Consider the following 20,474-nt stretch of genomic DNA (forward strand, 5'->3'; position numbering starts at 1 on the left):
CGGTTGTGTCACGCTTTACCGCATCAGATAGCGACGGGCGCTTTGATGCCAGGGTGCGGATCGTAGCCCTCAATCTCAAAATCATCGAAGCGGTAGTCAAAGATTGACGCCGGTTTGCGCTTGATGATGAGCTTCGGCAGCGCGCGCGGTTCGCGGGTCAGCTGGAGATGGGTCTGCTCCATATGGTTGCTGTAGAGATGGGTGTCCCCACCGGTCCAGACAAAATCCCCCACTTCCAGGTCACACTGCTGCGCCATCATATGGACTAACAGCGCATAGCTGGCAATGTTAAACGGCAGGCCGAGGAACACGTCACAGGAACGCTGGTAGAGCTGGCAGGAGAGCTTTCCGTCAGCGACGTAGAACTGGAAGAACGCGTGGCACGGAGCCAGCGCCATTTTGTCCAGCTCGCCCACGTTCCAGGCGGAAACAATGATTCGGCGCGAGTCCGGATCGTTTTTCAGCTGGTTCATCACGGTGGTGATCTGGTCAATATGGCGGCCATCAGGCGTTGGCCATGCGCGCCACTGCTTGCCGTAAACCGGGCCCAGGTTGCCGTTTTCATCTGCCCATTCGTCCCAGATGGAGACGTTGTTTTCGTGCAGATACGCAACGTTGGTATCGCCTTGCAGGAACCAGAGCAGTTCATGAATGATCGAGCGCAGATGGCAGCGCTTGGTCGTCACCAGAGGGAAGCCTTCCTGTAAATTGAAGCGCATCTGGTGGCCAAAAATGGAGAGCGTACCGGTGCCGGTACGGTCGTTTTTCGGCGTGCCCTCATCGAGCACTTTTTTCATCAATTCAAGATACTGTTTCATGGTTCCTCAGGAAAGTTGTTGCTGTGGACGACGACGATACGCCCAAATCATCATAATGGCACCCGCGACAATCATCGGAATGGAGAGGATCTGCCCCATGCTGATGTACTGTACCCATTCACCGGTGAACTGTGCATCCGGCTGGCGGAAGAATTCAACAATGATGCGGAACGCGCCGTAGCCAATCAGGAACAGGCCGGAGACAGACCCCATCGGGCGCGGTTTGCGAATAAACAGGTTCAGGATGATGAACAGCACGACGCCTTCCAGCGCCAGCTCATAAAGCTGGGACATATGACGCGGCAGCACGCCGTAGGTATCGAAAATGGATTGCCACTCTGGATGCGACGGCAGCAACGCCATGTCTTCTGCACGCGAGCCGGGGAACAGCATGGTGAAAGAGACGCTCGGGTCAACACGCCCCCACAGCTCACCGTTGATAAAGTTGCCCAGACGGCCAGCCCCCAGCCCAAATGGGATCAGTGGTGCGATAAAATCTGATACCTGGAAGAAGTTGCGTTTGGTGCGTTTGGCAAAAATCACCATCACCAGGATCACCCCAATCAGGCCGCCGTGGAAGGACATGCCGCCGTCCCAGACGCGGAACAGGTAGAGGGGATCGTTCAGGAATACCGGGAGGTTATAGAACAGCACATACCCAATACGGCCACCGAGGAACACGCCGAGGAAGCCCGCGTACAGCAGGTTTTCCACTTCGTTTTTGGTCCAGCCGCTGCCAGGACGGCTGGCGCGACGACCAGCAAGCCACATGGCAAAAATGAAGCCCACCAGGTACATCAAACCGTACCAGTGAAGCGAAACAGGTCCTACTGAGAAAATGACCGGATCAAATTCCGGAAAATGCAGATAACCACTGTTCATCTGTCACCACAAGATGTTGTTATTCCGCTGAAAGTGGACAGCGGTAGAAATGCGATTCTGCCTTAAGCAGAGGCTCCAAAGTTGCGAATCATAGCATAAGGCGGGCGTGGAGGATGCGCCAGAGATGTAAAAGATGTGTATAGGGTTTTATCCGCACTGGTGCCCTCTCACCACAGGGAGAGGGAGTAAGAGGATTAGCGGCCGCCGCGAATCAGGCCACCCATACCGCGTCGTTCCATAAACGCCGCCACCTGGTGCCGTACCTCCGCGGACAGCTGCGCTTCAAGACTGCGCTCAGCCAGCTCGCGAGCATCATTGATGTCGATATGTCGCAACAAATACTTCACGCGTGCGACGGCACGGCCGTTCATCGACAGGTGGCGATACCCCAGACCAATCAGGATCGCGACGCACATTGAATCCCCGGCCATTTCGCCGCACAGGCGTAAATCAATGCCGTACTGCTCCGCCTCACGGGCAATCATCGCTAACGCGCGAATGATCGCCGGATGCAGACTGTCGTAGATACTGGCGACGCGGGTGTTGTTACGATCGACGGCCAGAATATATTGCGTCAGGTCGTTCGTACCGACAGAGATAAAATCAACGCGGTTAGCCAGCTGCGGCAACATAAAGACCATCGACGGCACTTCGAGCATGACACCGATCCGTGGTTTAGGGATCGCATAGCCAATCATCTCTTCCACTTCCCGGCCAGCACGTTCAATCAGGCGCCGCGCTTCGTCGATCTCATCAATACTGGTCACCATCGGCAGTAAGATGCTGAGATTCCCCGTCGCCGCGTTGGCACGCAGCATGGCGCGCACCTGGATCAGAAAGATCTCCGGCTGATCGAGCGTAATACGGATCCCGCGCCAGCCCAGGCATGGGTTCTCTTCGCTGATCGGCATATACGGCAGCTGTTTATCCGCCCCGACGTCCAGGGTACGCAGGGTGACGGGCTTGTCGTTAAACATCTGCAACATGCCCTGATACTGCGCCACCTGCTCCTCTTCGGAGGGGAAACCACTTTGCAGCATAAACGGGATTTCAGTGCGGTATAAACCGATGCCGTCGATGCGGCTGCCAAGCTTCTCCTCGTGTTCCGGGCTTAAGCCCGCGTTGAGCATGACTTTGATCCGCTCTCCGCTTTTGAGTTGCGCAGGCAGGTTAACGTCATCTTCCGCCAGCTTGCTTAATTCATTCTCTTCGCTGATGAGACGCTGATATTCCTGAAGCAGAACCGGCTCAGGATCGACCAGCAGTTCACCGCGGTAACCATCAACCACCAGCGTGCGTCGGTGCAGTACCGACGGCTGGATATCCGCCCCCATAACGGTAGGAATACCCAGCGCACGTACCATAATGGCGGCATGTGAGTTGGCGGCACCATCGCGCACCACGACGCCGGCCAGCCGGTCCTGAGGCAGTTCAGCCAGCGTGGTTGCCGAGAGTTCATCGGCAACCAGGACAAACCGTTTTGGCCAGGCATTTGGCCCTTGAATGGTGTCATCCAGATGGAACAGCAGACGTTGGCCCAGCGCGCGTAAATCTCCGGCGCGCTCCTTCAGATAACCGTCAGTTAATACTGCAAACTGTTCAGCAAACTTTTCGATAACCTTTTTAACGGCCCATTCTGCTACCGAACCTTTATCCACCTCGGCAAAAAGCTCACGACGCAAACGCGCGTCTGAGAGCAGGTGCGAATAGAGGTCAAAGATAGCCGCCGTCTCTTTTTGCGCACCCGCCGCAAAGCGTTTGCTGTAGCGACGAAATTCATTCGCCGCCTCTTCCAGGGCGGCGGTAAGACGCTCGCGCTCCAGCGCTTCATCAAGCGTGGAGGCTTCGTACACCTGCTCCATTAACGGCAGCGTGGCGTCCATCCAGCCTTCAGCAATCGCCACGCCTGGCGAGGCCGGAAGAGCACGGATACGCGTATGACGATACTGACCAAAAAGCGCAGCAAGCTGAGACTGTGAGAGGATCGCCGCCATCTGTGTGGCAAGCGTAACGAGGAATGACTCTTCGCTTTCATCGTACTGACGCAGCTCACGCTGCTGGACGACCAGAACGCCGAGCAGCTGACGACGCTGGATAATTGGCACACCAAGGAAAGCGCGGAAGCGCTCTTCTTTTACGGAAGGAATGTATTTAAAACTGGGGTGTTTTTGCGCATCGGCAAGGTTGATGGGTTCCGCCAGCCGTCCAACCAGACCGACAATCCCTTCATCGAATGCGAGCGTTACGGTTCGTCCCCGTGGTTTTTTCAAACCACGGGTCGCCATCAGGTAATAGCAGCGCCGATCGTGGTCGGCCAGATACACCGAACAGACCTCGGTCTCCATCGCAAGACAGATGTCAGTAACCAGAATATTCAACGCCTCGTTCAGACGCGGAGCACTGGCCACCTTCTCGACTATTTCTCGCAAGCGGGTGAGCATGATTTGCGTAGCTTAACCTCTTTTACGTCGCCAGGCAGGTGCGCTTTGCGGCTTAGGCGGGATCTCCTGAAGCTGCATAACCACACTTGCAAACTCTTTCATCACCCTACGGTAAACATCGCGTTTAAATGACACGACCTGACGAACAGGATACCAATAGCTTACCCAGCGCCAGCCATCGAACTCCGGCGTACTGCTGGTTTGCATATTGATGTCCGAATCGTTGCCCACCAACTGCAGAAGAAACCACTTCTGTTTCTGGCCGATACAAACCGGCTTTGTGTCCCAACGCACCAAACGTTTCGGTAACTTGTAACGCAACCAGTTGCGGGTCGAGGCCAGGATGCGAACATCTTTACGGCTTAAACCGACCTCTTCAAAAAGCTCCCGGTACATCGCTTGTTCTGGGGACTCTCCCGGATTAATCCCACCTTGCGGGAACTGCCAGGAGTGCTGACCATATCGCCTTGCCCACATGACCTGGCCCTGACGATTACAAATTACTATTCCTACGTTCGGGCGGTAGCCATCGTCATCAATCACCGGACTACCCCAATCTAAACCTTATATATGAATGATTGTTTCACACTACAGGGAGGCGGTAAACCACTCTCTTACAGGCCTGCAACCTAATAACATTTGAATAACTCACAAATAAGGGCAGAGTTATAAACAGAAGTGCAGCTGCGAAGGGAATTTTATTCACCTTTTCTGTGGATATAGTTGTGAAGAAGTGTCTGATTACCCATGAACAACCTGAATCACCGTCAGGCTCCCTTTTTTAATGAAATTATATAAGATTATTATTTTCATATAGTTAAGCATGAAACCATCAACAAAAAAGAGAATAGCGTGACGATCATCACATCAGGGATCATCGTGCTGATGAAAGATCGAACAGCGTCGGTTTTATCCACAGATTGTGCCAATAAGTTAAACACAATTTGTCTGAAATTTGGATTTTCGTCGCACGTCAAGGCTGTAAATTGAAACAGTAGTCAGGGTTATGCCCAGTTATCCCACTTTTCTGTGGATAACATGGTGTAAGATCCTGTTTATTGTCAGTGACCAGATTTGAACAACCCATTTTACGTTTCAGATCTGATGCTAAATTTTAGATAAAAAAACCTATAAATCATAGACATGGAATATTGGTACAGAAAAAGTTAAACTCTATCCACAAGGGACAATTTCTTCGTTTATTTTTTAATCAAAAGGTTACCTTCATGCATCCGCTTACCCCCTTGCTCACACCGCCGTCAAGCGAGCGTCAGTTGCTGCAGCAGGCTCAGCGTCTGGCGGGTTTCTCGCTGGGCGAACTGGCGGCGATGGCAGGGCTTCCGATCCCGAAGGATCTGAAACGAGATAAAGGCTGGATCGGCATGCTGCTGGAACTGTGGCTGGGTGCCAGCGCCGGGAGCAAACCAGAGCAAGATTTTGCCGCCCTTGGCGTAGAGTTAAAAACCATTCCCATCGACAGCCAGGGCAAGCCTCTGGAGACCACGTTTGTCTGCTTTGCGCCTTTGACCGGTAATACCGGCGTGACGTGGGAGACCAGCCACGTGCGCCATAAGCTGAAGCGCGTGCTGTGGGTTCCGGTTGAAGGTGAACGTCAGATCCCACTGGCTGAGCGTCGCGTTGGCGCGCCGCTGCTCTGGAGCCCGGATGAAGAGGAAGAGCATCAGCTGCGTCTGGACTGGGAAGAGCTGATGGACATGATCGTGCTCGGGCAGGTGGAGCGCATCACCGCCCGACACGGAGAAGTGTTACAGCTGCGCCCAAAGGCGGCTAACAGCAAAGCGCTGACCGAGGCGATCGGCGCAATGGGCGAGCCGATACTGACGTTGCCGCGCGGTTTTTATCTCAAAAAGAATTTCACCGGCGCACTGCTTGCTCGTCATTTCTTACTAAAAACATAGTTTTTTACTTATTTTGCGAGCTAACAAACATAATCGCCTGGTTTTTAAGATTTTACTGCTTCTCCCTGTTTTCATAACGGGTTAATACTACACTATGATTTGATACGAGCCAGATGAGGACGATAACGATGAAAAAATGGGCGGTGTTAATTTCAGCAGTCGGGTTGGCGTTTGCTGTATCGGGCTGTAGCAGCGATTACGTTATGGCGACAAAAGATGGCCGGATGATCCTGACCGACGGCAAACCCGAAGTCGACGACGATACCGGTCTGGTCAGCTACCACGACCAGGCAGGCAATAAAATGCAGATCAATCGCGACGAAGTTTCGCAAATTATTGAGCGATAACAGTCAGAGGTCAGTAGCGTACTGGCCTTTTTGATTTTTTTCTTCCCCTTTTGCTTCCCCTCTGCCATGTTTATATTCCTTTGTCGGGAGGTTCCTGACGCGGTCTACATGTCTATTGAAGGAAGCCGGCTATGCATTATCACCGTATCCCCCACAGCGCTCTGGAGATAAGTCAACTGGGGTTGGGCACGATGACATTTGGTGAACAAAACAGCGAAGCCGATGCCCATGCACAACTCGATTATGCCGTCAGCCAGGGCATTAACCTGATTGATGTCGCAGAGATGTACCCTGTGCCGCCACGCCCTGAAACCCAGGGACTTACCGAAACCTACGTCGGTAACTGGCTGGCAAAACGCGGCAACCGTGAAAAGCTGGTTATCGCCTCGAAAGTCAGCGGCCCCTCGCGCAATAACGATGCCGGGATCCGCCCAAACCAAATCCTCGATCGCAAAAATATCCGCGCCGCGCTGGATGCCAGCCTGAAGCGCCTGCAAACCGACTATCTTGATCTGTACCAGGTCCACTGGCCACAGCGTCCAACCAACTGTTTCGGTAAGCTTGGCTACAACTGGAATGAGAGCGCTCCCGCCGTTACGCTGCTGGAAACGCTGGAAGCGCTGACCGAATGCCAGCGCGCGGGGAAAATCCGCTACATTGGCGTGTCTAACGAAACGGCCTTTGGCGTGATGCGCTATCTGCACCTGGCGGATAAACACGATCTGCCGCGCATCGTCACCATTCAAAACCCCTACAGCCTGCTTAACCGCAGCTACGAAGTTGGCCTGGCGGAAGTGACACAATATGAAGAGGTGGAACTGCTCGCCTATTCCTGCCTCGGTTTTGGCACGCTGGCGGGGAAATACCTGAACGGCGCAAAACCGGCCGGGGCGCGTAATACCCTCTTTAGCCGCTTTACCCGCTACAGCGGCGAGCAGACACAGAAAGCCGTTGCGGCCTATGTGGATATCGCAAAGCGTCACGGTCTTGACCCCGCACAGATGGCGCTGGCCTTCGTGCGCCGTCAGCCGTTTGTGGCCAGTACTCTGCTGGGGGCAACCACACTGGAACAGCTGAAAACCAATATTGAGAGTTTCCATCTGGACCTGAGTGAAGAGGTATTAGCGGAGATTGAAGCGGTGCATCAGGTTTATACGTATCCTGCACCGTAATAAATGCAAAACGGCAACGCACGTTGCCGTTTTTAGTGTTCGCACCCTCTCCCGTGGGAGAGGGCCGGGGTGAGGGCATCAGACCGCATAAATCAACGGCGACGCTGCCAAAGCCATAATGCGGCAATCGCCAGCGCAAACAGCGCACCAAACCCGACGCCAATTCCCACCACTGGCACACCGACTTTCACCGCCAGCGAGTAGAGCCCCAGCATTAACAGCATCGCCAGGTTTTCACCCAGATTTTGCACCGCAATGGCATTTCCCGCCCCAACAGTCTGCTTGCCGCGCTCCTGCAGTAACGCGTTGAGCGGTACCACGAAGAAACCACCCAGAATACCAATCAGGATCAGTAGAGCATAAGCAGGCAATAACGCATGCTGTAGCGAGAAAAGGAGCACCGCGACGCCAATGAGGATCCCCGCAGGCATGCAGCGTGCCACCGTTTCGAGCGTCACCAGCTTCGCCGCCGCGCCCGCGCCAACAACAATGCCGATCGCCACCATCGCGTTAAGATAGGTCGGCGTCGCATTGTCGGTAATGCCCAGCGCCACCGGCACCCACAGCACCAGCAGGAAGCGCAGCGTGACGCCTGCGCCCCAGAACATACTAGTGCCCATCAGAGAGAAACGTGTTTCACCGTTACGCCAGAGCACGCGGCAGGCATTAAAGAAACTGCCGGTCATCGGTTTGAAGCGCCAGGATTGTCCTGGACGGGCTACCGGCAGCTTCGGAATAAACAGGTTAGCCACGACCGCACCGCCATACACCACCGCACAGACGCCCAGCGCCGCCAGGACATGCCAGTCGGCCAGAACACCGCCCGCGACGGAGCCGAGCAGGATAGCGGCGATAGTAGACGACTCCATCAGGCCGTTGGCTTTCACCAGCTTATCACCCGTGGTCAGCTCTCCGAGGATGCCATATTTCGCCGGTGAGTAGGCGGCAGCACCAATGCCCACCAGCGTGTAGCCAATAAACGGATTGAAACCAAAGCAAATGCTGGCAGCCCCCAGCAGCTTCAGACCGTTGGCAAACATCATCACCCGGCCTTTGGGGAAACTGTCCGCCACCTGCCCTACAAACGGCGCGAAGATAATGTAAGCGCCCACAAACACCATCTGCAGGATCGGCTGGCTCCAGTCAGGGTAAAACTCGGCCTTCAGCAGCGCCAGGGTGGCAAACAACAGCGCGTTATCGCCGAACGCAGAGAGAAACTGCGCGGCAATCACTGCCATCATGCCTTTAGACCTAAGCGATGTGTTAGTGTGCACTGACTCACGCATTTTGCTGTTCCGCCTCTTCAACCATGCCTTTCAGGGTCACAAAGTCAGGCTTACCGCTACCCAGTACCGGAAGGTGTTTCAGGTAACGAATATCGCGCGGTACCGCCAGCTCGGGAATGCCATGCTCACGCGCATGGCTAAGTAACCTGTCGCGCTTCAGCTCACTGTCGGTGGTAAACAGGACCAGCGCCTCGCCTTTGCTGGCATCACTCTTCACCACCGTCGCGTGCATCTTATCCGCGGACACCGCCGTCGCCAGCTGCTCAACCATCTCCAGAGAGACCATTTCACCGGCGATTTTGGCGAAGCGTTTTGCACGCCCCTGAATCTGCACAAAGCCCTGCTCGTCGAAGCGAACGATATCACCGGTGTCGTACCAGCCGGTTTCGACCTCACCGTTCACGTTTTCCGCCGTTGGCGCTTCCAGCACGCCCGGGTTTTCCACGCGCAGGTAACCGTTCATCACGTTTGGTCCTTTCAGCTGCAGGCGGCCACCGTCCTCAATGCCCGGTACCGCCAGCAGACGCGCATCCATTCCCGGCAGAATTCGGCCAACCGTACCCGGCTTCGCCGCCATCGGCACGTTGATGGAGACGACGGGTGCGCACTCCGTAACGCCATAGCCTTCAAGAATGCGCAGGCCAAACTTGTCCTGCCAGATCTGACGCGTGCTCTCCTGCAGTTTTTCCGCCCCCGCCACCACATAACGCACACGATAGAAATCATATGGATTAGCGAAACGCGCATAGTTACCCAGGAAGGTTGAGGTCCCAAACAGGACGGTGCAGTTACGGTCATACACCAGCTCCGGCACAATGCGGTAATGCAGCGGGCTGGGATATAGGAACACTTCTGCGCCGGTCAGCAGCGGCGTAAACAGCCCCACCGTCAGACCAAAGGAGTGGAACAGCGGCAACGCAGACATAAAACGGTCACTGGCGGTAAAGTCAGCAATGCTTTTGATCTGTTCAACGTTCGCGAGAATACTCTTGTGGCTGTGGACGACGCCTTTCGGGTTGCCTTCCGAACCGGAGGTAAAGAGGATAATCGCGTCATCTTCCGGCTGCTGTTTAACCTGTGCCAGGTGGGGCATCAGCAGGTGAGCGAAAATCCACAGCTTGTCGCCCGTCGTCACGTCCGCCTTCAGATCTTCCAGGAAGACCCAGCGAACCTGAGTCAGCTGCTCCGGCAGATGCCACAGCTTGCCTTTATCCAGGAACTGGCGAGAGGTAAAAACGGTGTTGATTTGGGCCGCAGTGATGGCACTGGTCAGCCCTTTTACACCCGCCGTGTAGTTCATCATTGCCGGAATACGGCCGCGGGACACCGCACCAAAAATCACCGCTGCGCTGATGCCCGCGTTAGGCAGCATCAGGCCAATCTTTTCACCCTTCTTACTGTATTTTTCAAGAATGCGGCCCACAAACAGGGTCTTGGTCAGCAGTTTGCGATATGTGTCAGGCGTGAAATTGATGTCTTCAATACAGTTTTTCCTGGCACCATAGCGATACTGTGCCGAAAGCAGAGATTCATACAGCGTTTCGCGCGGACGAACGGCCATTCGCGCTTCCATCATAATCTGGTGCAGCATTTCTCCGGCAATTTTACGGCGATCGCGGGCACGCGGTGCATCGGGCATCGGTAACGACGTTGGCGGCAGAATATGCAGGGTAATTTTTGGGAACAGACGCTGCTTCACCAGCCCTTTCAGGCGGCTGAAGTGGCTCAGCTCTGCGCCTTCGATACGCAGTGGCACCACGGTCGCTTTTGACTTCGCCGCGACAAATCCCGCGCCGTCATAGATTTTCATTAGCGAGCCGGTCACTGAAATGCGCCCTTCCGGGAAAATGACCACCGGACGCCCCTGCTCAACCAGACGTACCAGATGTTTAATCATCATCGGTTTGGTGGGATCGAGCGGCACGAAGTCAATCAGCGGCGTGAGCCAGCGCATATACCACTGCTGGCTGATGGAGGTATACACCGCAAACACCGGACGCACGGGCAAAAACAGCGCCAGCAGGATGCCATCAATAAAGGAAACATGATTTGGTGTGATGAGAACGCGTTCGCCGCGAAGCGCCTGGGCATCGCCAGTGACGCGGATGCGAAAAAGAATACGGAAAAGTGTACGGAAGAACCCAAATAGCATCTCAACTCCCTTTGCCAGACAGTGTGGAGGGTTGACAGTAAATGGTGGCAGATTACACGAGAAGTGGTATGGGAGCGACAGCAAAAGTGGAGGCAAAAAAAAACCTGCGCATCCGCGCAGGTTGGTGCAAGAGATGAGTACGAAAACGTACTAAGAATTCTCACCAATCAATACCTCTGGGATCTTGATTGTGGCCGTTGCCCCTGCGCTTCGCCAGCAGGAAAACGCAAGGGAATGAGCCGAAGTGCAACCAGGTGTGAATATTCTCTTTTGCTGTTACAGGTTGAACTATCAGGCAAAAAAAAACCTGCGTAAAAACGCAGGCTGGTGTAAGTCGTGTTAATCAACCGGAGTTGATTCCACCTATCAATACCTCTGGGATCTCGACTCTATCAACCTCTTTAACGTCATCGCCACCGGACAATCGCAACAGCCTGAGGCAAAGTGTAACCAAAGGTTCAGATTCACCGTCTTCTGACATGACTGCGCGTGTAACGATTACACGATCAGGGGTGTTCTGCGTCACGTTTGTAGTGAGGGGAAATCGGTGCCCCTTGAATGCACGCCACTTTTCCGCAACACTATTTGGTGTGTAAACGCTTACCCCTAATAAGAAGGTTATAAATGGCGACAATAAAGGATGTGGCTCGTCTGGCCGGTGTTTCGGTTGCCACCGTCTCCCGCGTGATTAATGATTCCCCCAAAGCCAGCGACGCATCACGCCAGGCGGTACAAAGCGCCATGGAAACCCTGAACTATCACCCCAACGCCAATGCTCGCGCGCTCGCCCAGCAGTCCACTGAAACCATTGGTCTGGTGGTGGGTGATGTCTCCGACCCCTTTTTCGGCGCTATGGTGAAGGCGGTTGAACAGGTCTCTTATCAGACGGGTAACTTTTTACTGATCGGCAATGGCTATCATAATGAGCAAAAAGAGCGCCAGGCGATCGAACAGCTTATCCGCCACCGCTGCGCAGCTCTGGTGGTTCACGCCAAAATGATCCCGGATGCCGAACTGATCCACCTGATGAAGCAGATGCCCGGCATGGTCATCATCAACCGCATTATTCCTGGATTTGAAAAACGCTGTGTGGCTCTCGACGACCGCTACGGCGCCTGGCTTGCTACCCGTCATCTGATTCAACAGGGACATACGCGGATTGGCTATCTCTGTTCCAACCACCCTATTTCTGACGCAGAAGATCGTCTTCAGGGCTACTACGATGCCCTGCGCGAAAACGGTCTGCCCTGTAATGACCGTCTGGTGGCCTATGGTGAACCGGATGAGAGCGGTGGCGAACAGGCTATGACGGAACTGCTGGGCCGCGGACGGAACTTCACGGCAGTGGCCAGCTATAACGACTCGATGGCCGCTGGCGCAATGGGGGTATTGAATGATAACGGGATTGAGGTCCCGGCAGAAATCTCGCTGATTGGCTTTGATGATGTGCTGGTCTCTCGCTATGTGCGCCCGCGCCTGACCACCGTGCGTTACCCTATCATCACGATGGCCACACAGGCTGCCGAGCTGGCGTTAGCACTGGCCGAGCAACGCCAGCCACCGGAAATTACCCATCTCTTCAGCCCAACCTTAGTGCGCCGTCACTCCGTTGCGTCGCCTGCTGAAGCGCAAAGCGAATAACGGTACAGATGTACCGTTTTATCGGGATACTCCAGCCCATCGCCAATGTACTGCCAGCCGTAACGTTCATAGAAGTCACGGCAGGCAGACCAGAGATGGAGTTCGTCGTATCCGGCCTGTGCGGCAAAGGCGATAACGTGTTGCTGTAACTTACCTGCCAGTCCCTTACCGCGCGCCGCCTCATCAACGTAGAGCGCCGCCAGCCACGGACAGAGATCCTGTCGGGTAATCAAATCGCAGCGCCAGAGGCCCACCGTGCCGAGAAGCTGTTGGTCTTCTAAAGCGATAAACGTCAACGGCAGTGCCCCCGGCGCCTGGCTGTGCTCAACGATGCTGTGGAAAAATGCCCGTGGGAGCCCCTCGCCAAACGCCTGCCATATCCAGTCGGTAACCTGCTCCGCATACTGCGGGGCTTCATAAAGCGGGAGGATGACACTCTTTTTCACGTTTCACCTGGGTGTTCTTATTAATGGGCTAGCCTGACGCCTACAGCCCGGTCTGTCGATTATTTTACCAGAGTCAGACTATTACGTTTTACTTCTGAGGGGCCAGGCGAATCGTTACCAAAAAGCGTGATCGTGGCAGAAGTTTTGCCCTTCCCGCATCGCTTATACGCCGTCAGGTCTGTGTTAAACTGCAGGGCATTACGTGGAAGCAGGAATGTAGAATGGCAACAATGCTGGATGTCTCACTGCGTGCGGGCGTGTCGAAGGCTACCGTCTCGCGCGTGCTGAACGGCACGGGTCAGGTTAAAGAGAGTACGCGTCAGCAGGTCTTTGCTGCGATGGAAGAGCTGGGCTACCGCCCCAACTTTCTCGCGCGCTCACTGGCTAACCAGACCAGCAACAGCATTGGTCTGGTCGTCTCCACCTTCGACGGCTTTTATTTTGGGCGCCTTCTGCAGCAGGCGTCGCGGCAGACCGAAACCCACGGCAAACAGCTGATTGTCACCGACGGTCACGACGCGCCGGAACAGGAAGAACAGGCGGTGCAAATGCTGGCCGATCGTCAGTGTGATGCCATCGTGCTTTACACGCGCTATATGAGCGAAAAGGCGATCATCAAACTGATGAATACCGTGCAAACGCCGCTGGTGGTCATCAACCGTGAAGTCAGTCAGGCTCCGGATCGCTGCGTGTTCTTCGAACAGCAGGATGCCGCGTTTAAAGCAGTGGATTACCTGATCAATCAGGGCCATCGGGAGATCGCCTGTATTACCGTCCCTATCCACACGCCCACGGGTAAAGCGCGGCTGATGGGCTATCGCAAAGCGCTGGAAAAGCACGGTATTCGCCTGGACGAGCGTCGAATTAAGTACGGTGATGCCGGAATGACGAGAGGCTATGAGCTGTGCAAGGAGCTGATTGCCGACGGCGTGCCGTTTAGCGCCCTGTTTGCCTGTAACGATGATATGGCACTGGGTGCGTCCAAAGCGTTGCACCAGGCAGGACTCAAGATCCCGCAGGATATCTCCCTGTTCGGTTTTGACGATGCCCCAAGCGCGAAGTGGCTGGAGCCTGCGCTTTCATCGGTTTATCTGCCAATAGATAACATGATTATTACGGCCATCGATCAGGCGATCCGGCTGGCAAAAAACCAGCCGGTCGATGCGATCCCGCCGTTTACCGGCACGCTGGTATTACGCGATTCGGTCACCACCGGGCCGTACTTTACTCAGATGAGTTCTAAAGCCAGCAGTTCCTGAATGGTCTGACGACGACGGATCAACTGCGCTTTGCCGTTATCAAACTGTACTTCCGGCAGCAGCGGGCGGCTGTTGTAGTTCGAGGACATCGACGCCCCGTACGCCCCGGTGTCGTGCAGCACCAGGTAATCGCCCGGCTTCACCTCTGGCAGCGCGCGGGTTTCCACTTTTCCACCTTCCTGCTGAGTGAATACGTCCCCCGATTCACACAGCGGGCCTGCGACAACCGTCTCGCGGCGCGGCGCATGCGTTAAATCGCGGCCATCAGCGGCCAGCGCGGTAATGTGATGATAGCTGCCGTACATCGATGGACGCATCAGGTCGTTAAAGCCCGCGTCAATCAATACGAAGTGGCGGGAGCCCATCTCTTTGACGCTGCGGACCTGCGCCACCAGCACACCGGCTTCGGCCACCAGGAAACGACCCGGCTCAATTTCCAGCTTCACGGCATGACCGAGGTGGGCGGCGATTTGGTCACGCGCGGCGCTCCACAGGCCGTAATAGTGATCGGTGTCGATCGCCTCCTCTCCTTCGCGGTAAGGAATGGAAAGCCCGCCCCCGGCGGAGATCGCCTCAAGATCCTGGCCAAAATCGACAACCTGGCGCACCATCGCTCCGCAAACCTGCTCCAGATGGCCGTAATCCACGCCAGAGCCAATGTGCATGTGAATACCCACCAGCTTCAGGTTGTAACGCTGCAACACGTCAAGCGCGGCTGGCATGTCGGCATACCAGATGCCGTGCTTGCTGTTTTCGCCGCCGGTGTTCGTTTTTTGGCTATGACCGTGACCGAAACCCGGATTCACACGCAGCCAGACGCGATGACCTGGTGAAACCTGACCCAGCTGCTCCAGCATATCCACCGAACCGGCATTCACCGGCACCTGTAGTTCATGCACGCGCGCCAGCGTGGCGTCGTCAATCAGATCCGCAGTAAATACAATCGCGTCTGGATCGGTTTTCGGATCAAATCCGGCCGCCAGCGCACGTTCGATTTCACCCAGCGAGACAGAGTCAACCTTGACCCCCTGCTCACGCATCAGACGCAGGATGTGAATATTGGAGCAGGCCTTCTGGGCAAAACGCACCACGTCAAACTGATGCAGGGCCGCGATCTTCTCGCGAACGATCTGCGCGTCGTAGACCCATACCGGGCAACCAAACTCGGCGGGCAGGCGGAGCAAGTTTTCGGCATTTAAATCGGTATCAGTTTGATTGAGCGGGCGTGGCATGGTCTTCTCCGGATAAATTCATTTTTCATGATTACGCCACAGCGGAAGGAGAATAAAAAATATCGTTTTATCGTGAGTCTATGCAAAAATGATATGGACAGTTCTCTGCTTTCAGGTGCCCTATGCCCGCTGTGAATTTACGACATATAGAGATTTTTCACGCTGTGATGACCACCGGCAATCTCACCGAAGCCGCGCAGATGCTGCATACGTCGCAGCCGACGGTCAGCCGCGAGCTGGCGCGCTTCGAAAAGGTACTGGAACTGAAACTGTTCGAGCGCACCCGAGGAAGACTTCACCCAACGGTGCAGGGGTTGCGCCTGTTTGAGGAAGTCCAACGCTCCTGGTACGGGCTGGACAGAATTGTCAGTGCGGCGGAAAGTCTGCGCGAGTTTCGTCAGGGCGAGCTGTCGATTGTCTGTCTTCCGGTTTTCTCTCAGTCTTTTTTACCGACCCTGCTTCAGCCTTTTCTGGCCCGCTATCCGGAGGTCAATCTCACCATCGTGCCGCAGGAGTCCCCCCTGCTTGAAGAGTGGCTTTCAGCACAGCGTCATGATTTGGGCCTGACCGAAACGCTCTCCACGCCTGCGGGAACGACACGCACGGAATTACTTTCTTTAGATGAAGTGTGCGTTTTGCCCGCCGGGCACCGACTCGCCGGTAAGACAGTGATTGCACCAGAGGATTTCCACGGGGAGAACTATATTAGCCTGTCGCAAACCGACAGCTACCGGCAGCTGCTGGATACGCTTTTTGCTGAGCATCAGGTGAAACGGCGGATGGTAGTGGAAACGCACAGCGCGGCGTCAATATGTGCAATGGTGCGGGCGGGCGTCGGCGTCGCGGTCGTTAACCCGCTCACGGCGCTGGATTACGCCGGGAGCGATATCGTGATTCGCCCGTTTAGCCTATCCGTTCCGTTCACCGTGAGCCTGATCCGCCCGCTACACCGTCCGGCCTCCGCGCTGGTGGACACATTCACCGAACACTTAATGGAGCACGCCCGCCAGGTGGCGCTTCGCTTACCTGAACGGCAAAACCCATTATGAGAGCATAAACTCCACGGCATCGGCGGCGTGAATGGCGGCGGTATCAAAGACCGGGACCGGGCTTCGCTCTGCAGGCACCAGCAGGCCGATCTCCGTGCAGCCGAAGATCACCCCTTCAGCCCCCTGCTGCGCCAGCTTTTCAATCACGCTGACGTAATACGCCCGGGAAGGCTCGCTGAAGGTACCCAGGCACAGTTCTTCGAAGATAATCTGATTGAGGCGCGCCCGGTCTTTCTCATCCGGTATCAGGCTTTCGATGCCGAACTCGCTGTGCAAACGCCCGCGATAGAAATCCTGCTCCATGGTGTAGCGCGTGCCGAGCAATGCCACGCGCGACATCCCCGACGAGCGAATAGCACGTCCTGTAGCATCGGCGATGTGCAGGAATGGCAGCGAACAGCGTGCTTCAATGTGCGATGCGACTTTGTGCATCGTATTGGTACACAGCAAAATGCCCTGCGCCCCCGCACGCTCCAGCCCCAGCGCGGCATCCGCCAGTATTTCACCGGCTTTATCCCACTCTCCGCTCGACTGACAGGCTTCAATTTCATGGAAATCAGCGCTGTGCAGCAGCAGACTCGCAGAATGCAGTCCGCCCAGACGCTGCTTTACCCCTTCGTTAATCAGGCGGTAATAAGGGATTGTCGATTCCCAGCTCATCCCACCTATCAGGCCGATCGTTTTCATTATCTCTCCTTATCTCTGGTATCTCTTTTAACACAACCGACGCCCATAAAAAAAGGCGCTGTATTCAGCGCCTTTTTAAACCCTGCGTTTATTGTGTCAACGGCTCTGACAGCGGATGACGGGAGAGCATCGCTTCACGCAGCAACACGCTACCGCAGGCAAAGAGCCCGCCCAGGAGTGCCGCCAGAATTACAATCAGAGGTTTGCCCGGACCGTCTTTTTTCACCGGCAAAGACGGAGAAAGCTGATACCTGAAGGGTTCAAGCTTAACGTCTGCAAAGGAGAGATTTTTCAGCTGCGCCAGATAGTATTCCCGGTTCTGGAAGTCCGCGTTCAGCTCCGTCACATCTTTGAGATTTTTTTCAATCTGCAGCTTTTGCGCAATTCCGTCGGCACCGAGCGCAACGGAGTAATCCGGGTCATCTTTTACCGCCTGCCCGCTGCTGTAGACTGGCTTCTTAATGCCCGCGGCATTCGCCACTTCCAGCGAATAATTCAGCCGCTGCAGGTTAGTATTGTGAATATTGGTCAGGCGAACACGGTCTAGCCTCAGCTGCTGCTCTACCTCATTCGTCCTCAGGGCGATCTGGTTACGGATATTTTGCACTGTCTCTTTTTCAACAACCGCCGCGATATAATTGATATACCCCTCCAGTACGGTTTGCGCATCACTGGCTTTCGGTGCCGTGAAGCTCAGAGTCCAGGAGACATAAGGCACTTTATCCGCATCTTTTGCCTGTGCGTCATTCACCGCTTTCATTCTTTCCGCAATATTGACGACCGCACGGTGCAGTTCAAGCGCGTCAACCTCAACCTCTTCGAGCTGTGACATGACGTAAGGGGAAGAGGTCAAATACTCTTTGAGCAATGACTGCGACTGGAATTTTTTGATAAACAGGTCAAAGATTTCCGAACGTGTCACCTGCGCCTTCACATCCAGAACCTGCAGCGCAACCATCATCTGGCGCAGCGGGTTCCACTGCGTCTGCTCTGCCGGGGTGATCACCGCTTTACTGGTCCATTTTTGCGGCAACATAAACGCAATAGCCAGACCTGCCAGCGCAAAGATAAAGACGATGGTGACGATGCGTTTTTTCGCGGCAAGCAGAACATCTAACAGACCCAGAAGGTCGATCTCTTTTGGAGAGATTGCGGGGGTAGCATATGAGGGAAAATCGAGATCCGTATTTTTTTTGAAATCCATTGCTGACATAGCCGTTCTTCTGTTGCGATTGCAGTAAAGTTCTGCCTGGTGAATTCAGTGTTCAGATAATACTAGGAAATAAGAATAATCTGAACGCAAGAATCGGCTATGTGTGTGCTTGCTATCAAAGTTGGTAGTTATTTACGACATTGCTCTTGTTAATTATCGAGCTAAAAAAAAGCCGGGTGGCGCTAGCGCTTACCCGGCCTACATTTTGCCCACGCAGGCCCAGTAAACGTAGGGCCCCCCGGCATTTACATTACACGCCGATATTACGCAGTTTTTCCCCGGCCATCAGTTTGCGTTCAATATGTTCCAGCGTCACACCTTTGGTTTCCGGAATCAGCCAGAAGGTCACGCCAATAAACGCCACGTTCAGCACCGTGTAGAGCCAGAAGGTTCCCGCAGCGCCAATGGCATCCAGCAGCGTCAGGAAGGTCGCACCAATGATCATGTTCGACACCCAGTTGGTGGTGGTGGAACAGGTGATCCCAAAGTCACGGCATTTGAGCGGCTGAATTTCGGAGCACAGGATCCACACCACAGGTGCGGCGCTCATCGCGTAACCGGCAATACACATCATGGTCATCCCGACAGAAAGCCAGGAAAGACCGCTTGAGGCCGTGCCGTTATCAAACTGCATCAGGCAGTAGCCGAGGATCAGCGTACCGAGAGCCATCACGCTAAAGCCAATTTTCAGCGCCGGTTTACGCCCGGCTTTATCGACGGTGAATACCGCAATAAAAGTGGCGAACATAAAGGTGAGCCCCACCACCAGCGTGGCAATCATCTGCTGCTCAGTGGTGGTAAAACCGGCCATTTTGAAGATGCGTGGCGCGTAGTACATGATGATGTTCATCCCGGTGAACTGCTGCATCGCCTGCAGCAACATGCCGAGGAACACCGCGCGGCGCACGTTGCGGTTGATCTTAAACAGCGCCCAGCCCCCCTGCTTCAGCTTCAGGCTTTCGCGGATTTCGTTCAGCTCTTCACGCGCTTTTTCAGAAGTATCGCGCAGCATCCGCAGCACCTCTTCCGCCTCGACGTGACGCCCTTTTTGCGCCAGCCAGCGCGGGCTATTGGGCAGGAAGATCACTAGTACAATCAGCACCACCGCAGGCAGCGCCAGCACGCCGAGCATGGCGCGCCAGTTGCCGCTGTAGCTGAAGTACGTATCGGACAGGAACGCCAGCACGATGCCCAGCGTCACCATCAGCTGATACATACTGATCATCCTGCCGCGCACATTCTCACTTGCCATCTCAGAGAGATAAAGCGGTGCCGTGTAGGATGCGATCCCCACTGCCACGCCGAGCAGCACGCGGGAAAGCAGCAGCACCTCTACGTTGGTCGCAAATGCAGAGCCAATCGACCCCGCAACAAACAGGACGGCGCCGACCATCAGGCTGTATTTGCGCCCGAGGCGGAACGAAAGCCAGCCGTTAAACAGCGCACCGATAGCCGCACCAAGCATCATGCTGCTCACCACCCACTCCTGCAGGCGATTACTCAACGTAAAATGATCGGTAATAAACGGCAGCGCCCCGGCGATGACGCCGATATCCAGGCCGAACAGCAAACCCGCTACAGCTGCCGCAATGGAGACAAACTGGTTCATGCGTCGGGTATCGCGCAGCGCAGCGGGCATCAGGGTAGAGTCATTGATAGATGTCATATTTTTCCTGCCTCAACAGCAAAATTTGTTAAGTGAAATTACGAGAAAGCGCGGAAAAGTGTCAGGCTGGAATTCGCGAAGATATGGATGATTTCGCTATGGCATAGCGATCTGTGATGGACATTACAATTTCAACTAATCCTGAATAATCACAATATTTTACTAATGCGTTAATTTTTCAGGAATTAAAGTGTGACAGCGGTCATTTATCATTTTTCAGTATGGATTTTTCGTGTTTATCGATATGGATTTTGACAATTTTTA

17 protein-coding genes and 1 pseudogene are annotated in these 20,474 nt (G+C 54.7%); 7 read left to right on the forward strand and 11 right to left on the reverse strand.

The window, feature by feature from the left end; translation table 11 throughout:
* Nucleotides 1–23: 23 nt before the first annotated feature.
* The 4 genes from thyA to rppH all read right to left on the reverse strand — a co-directional run bounded on the left by thyA (nucleotide 24) and on the right by rppH (nucleotide 4,684).
* The gene (thyA, locus tag ACOTYN_RS03835; RefSeq protein WP_014885081.1) at nucleotides 24–818 is read right to left on the reverse strand and encodes a thymidylate synthase; all 795 of its coding nucleotides are present in this window, start codon (nucleotides 816–818) and stop codon (nucleotides 24–26) included.
* A gap of 6 nt (nucleotides 819–824) precedes the next feature.
* Nucleotides 825–1,700: a prolipoprotein diacylglyceryl transferase gene (gene lgt, locus ACOTYN_RS03840; protein ID WP_014885082.1), complete on the reverse strand. Its 876-nt coding sequence runs from the start codon at nucleotides 1,698–1,700 to the stop codon at nucleotides 825–827.
* A 194-nt stretch (nucleotides 1,701–1,894) separates the two neighbouring features.
* Nucleotides 1,895–4,141: a phosphoenolpyruvate--protein phosphotransferase gene (gene ptsP / locus ACOTYN_RS03845; protein ID WP_014885083.1), complete on the reverse strand. Its 2,247-nt coding sequence runs from the start codon at nucleotides 4,139–4,141 to the stop codon at nucleotides 1,895–1,897.
* A gap of 12 nt (nucleotides 4,142–4,153) precedes the next feature.
* Nucleotides 4,154–4,684: an RNA pyrophosphohydrolase gene (rppH, locus tag ACOTYN_RS03850; RefSeq protein ID WP_013098553.1), complete on the reverse strand. Its 531-nt coding sequence runs from the start codon at nucleotides 4,682–4,684 to the stop codon at nucleotides 4,154–4,156.
* Nucleotides 4,685–5,147: 463 nt separating this feature from the next.
* Here rppH and ACOTYN_RS03855 point away from each other — a divergent pair.
* The 4 genes and pseudogenes from ACOTYN_RS03855 to ACOTYN_RS03870 form a co-directional block, all read left to right on the forward strand.
* Nucleotides 5,148–5,213: pseudogene (locus tag ACOTYN_RS03855) on the forward strand (hypothetical protein); the annotation flags it as partial.
* A 154-nt stretch (nucleotides 5,214–5,367) separates the two neighbouring features.
* The gene (gene mutH, locus ACOTYN_RS03860; protein WP_332956403.1) at nucleotides 5,368–6,060 is read left to right on the forward strand and encodes a DNA mismatch repair endonuclease MutH; all 693 of its coding nucleotides are present in this window, start codon (nucleotides 5,368–5,370) and stop codon (nucleotides 6,058–6,060) included.
* A gap of 128 nt (nucleotides 6,061–6,188) precedes the next feature.
* Complete coding sequence (locus ACOTYN_RS03865; RefSeq protein ID WP_014885085.1) at nucleotides 6,189–6,407, forward strand: YgdI/YgdR family lipoprotein; 219 nt, start codon at nucleotides 6,189–6,191, stop codon at nucleotides 6,405–6,407.
* A 131-nt stretch (nucleotides 6,408–6,538) separates the two neighbouring features.
* On the forward strand, nucleotides 6,539–7,579 hold the full coding sequence (locus ACOTYN_RS03870; protein WP_332956401.1) for an NADP(H)-dependent aldo-keto reductase: 1,041 nt from the start codon (nucleotides 6,539–6,541) through the stop codon (nucleotides 7,577–7,579).
* A 92-nt stretch (nucleotides 7,580–7,671) separates the two neighbouring features.
* Here the strand turns inward: ACOTYN_RS03870 and lplT are convergent, their stop codons facing one another.
* A complete protein-coding gene (gene lplT, locus ACOTYN_RS03875) occupies nucleotides 7,672–8,865 on the reverse strand; it encodes a lysophospholipid transporter LplT (protein ID WP_023331222.1) in 1,194 nt (397 codons plus the stop codon).
* Complete coding sequence (gene aas / locus ACOTYN_RS03880; protein ID WP_023331223.1) at nucleotides 8,858–11,017, reverse strand: bifunctional acyl-ACP--phospholipid O-acyltransferase/long-chain-fatty-acid--ACP ligase; 2,160 nt, start codon at nucleotides 11,015–11,017, stop codon at nucleotides 8,858–8,860. Before aas ends, lplT begins: the two co-directional genes overlap by 8 nt.
* A gap of 624 nt (nucleotides 11,018–11,641) precedes the next feature.
* On the opposite strand from aas, the gene galR reads away from it, so the two are divergent.
* Nucleotides 11,642–12,658 carry an HTH-type transcriptional regulator GalR gene (gene galR, locus ACOTYN_RS03885; protein WP_014885089.1) on the forward strand — a complete coding sequence of 339 codons (1,017 nt, stop codon included), beginning with the start codon at nucleotides 11,642–11,644 and terminating at the stop codon, nucleotides 12,656–12,658.
* Here galR and ACOTYN_RS03890 read toward each other — a convergent pair.
* Nucleotides 12,619–13,104 carry a GNAT family N-acetyltransferase gene (locus tag ACOTYN_RS03890; RefSeq protein WP_014885090.1) on the reverse strand — a complete coding sequence of 162 codons (486 nt, stop codon included), beginning with the start codon at nucleotides 13,102–13,104 and terminating at the stop codon, nucleotides 12,619–12,621. The two genes, galR and ACOTYN_RS03890, sit on opposite strands and share 40 nt — an antisense overlap.
* Nucleotides 13,105–13,325: 221 nt before the next feature.
* Between ACOTYN_RS03890 and ACOTYN_RS03895 the strand changes: the two genes are divergently transcribed.
* Nucleotides 13,326–14,363, forward strand: coding sequence for a LacI family DNA-binding transcriptional regulator (locus ACOTYN_RS03895; protein ID WP_014885091.1), 1,038 nt, complete (start codon nucleotides 13,326–13,328; stop codon nucleotides 14,361–14,363).
* On the opposite strand, the gene lysA is transcribed toward ACOTYN_RS03895, so the two are convergent.
* Nucleotides 14,333–15,595: a diaminopimelate decarboxylase gene (gene lysA / locus ACOTYN_RS03900; protein WP_332956399.1), complete on the reverse strand. Its 1,263-nt coding sequence runs from the start codon at nucleotides 15,593–15,595 to the stop codon at nucleotides 14,333–14,335. The two genes, ACOTYN_RS03895 and lysA, sit on opposite strands and share 31 nt — an antisense overlap.
* 122 nt (nucleotides 15,596–15,717) lie before the next feature.
* On the opposite strand from lysA, the gene ACOTYN_RS03905 reads away from it, so the two are divergent.
* Nucleotides 15,718–16,644, forward strand: coding sequence for a LysR family transcriptional regulator (locus tag ACOTYN_RS03905; RefSeq protein WP_045269591.1), 927 nt, complete (start codon nucleotides 15,718–15,720; stop codon nucleotides 16,642–16,644).
* Here ACOTYN_RS03905 and ACOTYN_RS03910 read toward each other — a convergent pair.
* The 3 genes from ACOTYN_RS03910 to ACOTYN_RS03920 form a co-directional block, all read right to left on the reverse strand.
* Entirely contained in the window at nucleotides 16,639–17,331 is a 693-nt protein-coding gene (locus ACOTYN_RS03910) for an aspartate/glutamate racemase (protein WP_071922924.1), read from the reverse strand. The two genes, ACOTYN_RS03905 and ACOTYN_RS03910, sit on opposite strands and share 6 nt — an antisense overlap.
* Nucleotides 17,332–17,419: 88 nt before the next feature.
* A complete protein-coding gene (gene wzz(fepE), locus ACOTYN_RS03915) occupies nucleotides 17,420–18,544 on the reverse strand; it encodes an LPS O-antigen length regulator Wzz(fepE) (protein ID WP_047027294.1) in 1,125 nt (374 codons plus the stop codon).
* Between the two features lie 250 nt (nucleotides 18,545–18,794).
* Complete coding sequence (locus tag ACOTYN_RS03920; protein WP_023331227.1) at nucleotides 18,795–20,210, reverse strand: sugar porter family MFS transporter; 1,416 nt, start codon at nucleotides 20,208–20,210, stop codon at nucleotides 18,795–18,797.
* Between the last annotated feature and the right edge of the window lie 264 nt (nucleotides 20,211–20,474).

It is taken from the genome of Enterobacter cloacae complex sp. IR5458, assembly GCF_049238025.1.
Taxonomy (GTDB): Bacteria; Pseudomonadota; Gammaproteobacteria; order Enterobacterales; family Enterobacteriaceae; genus Enterobacter; species Enterobacter kobei.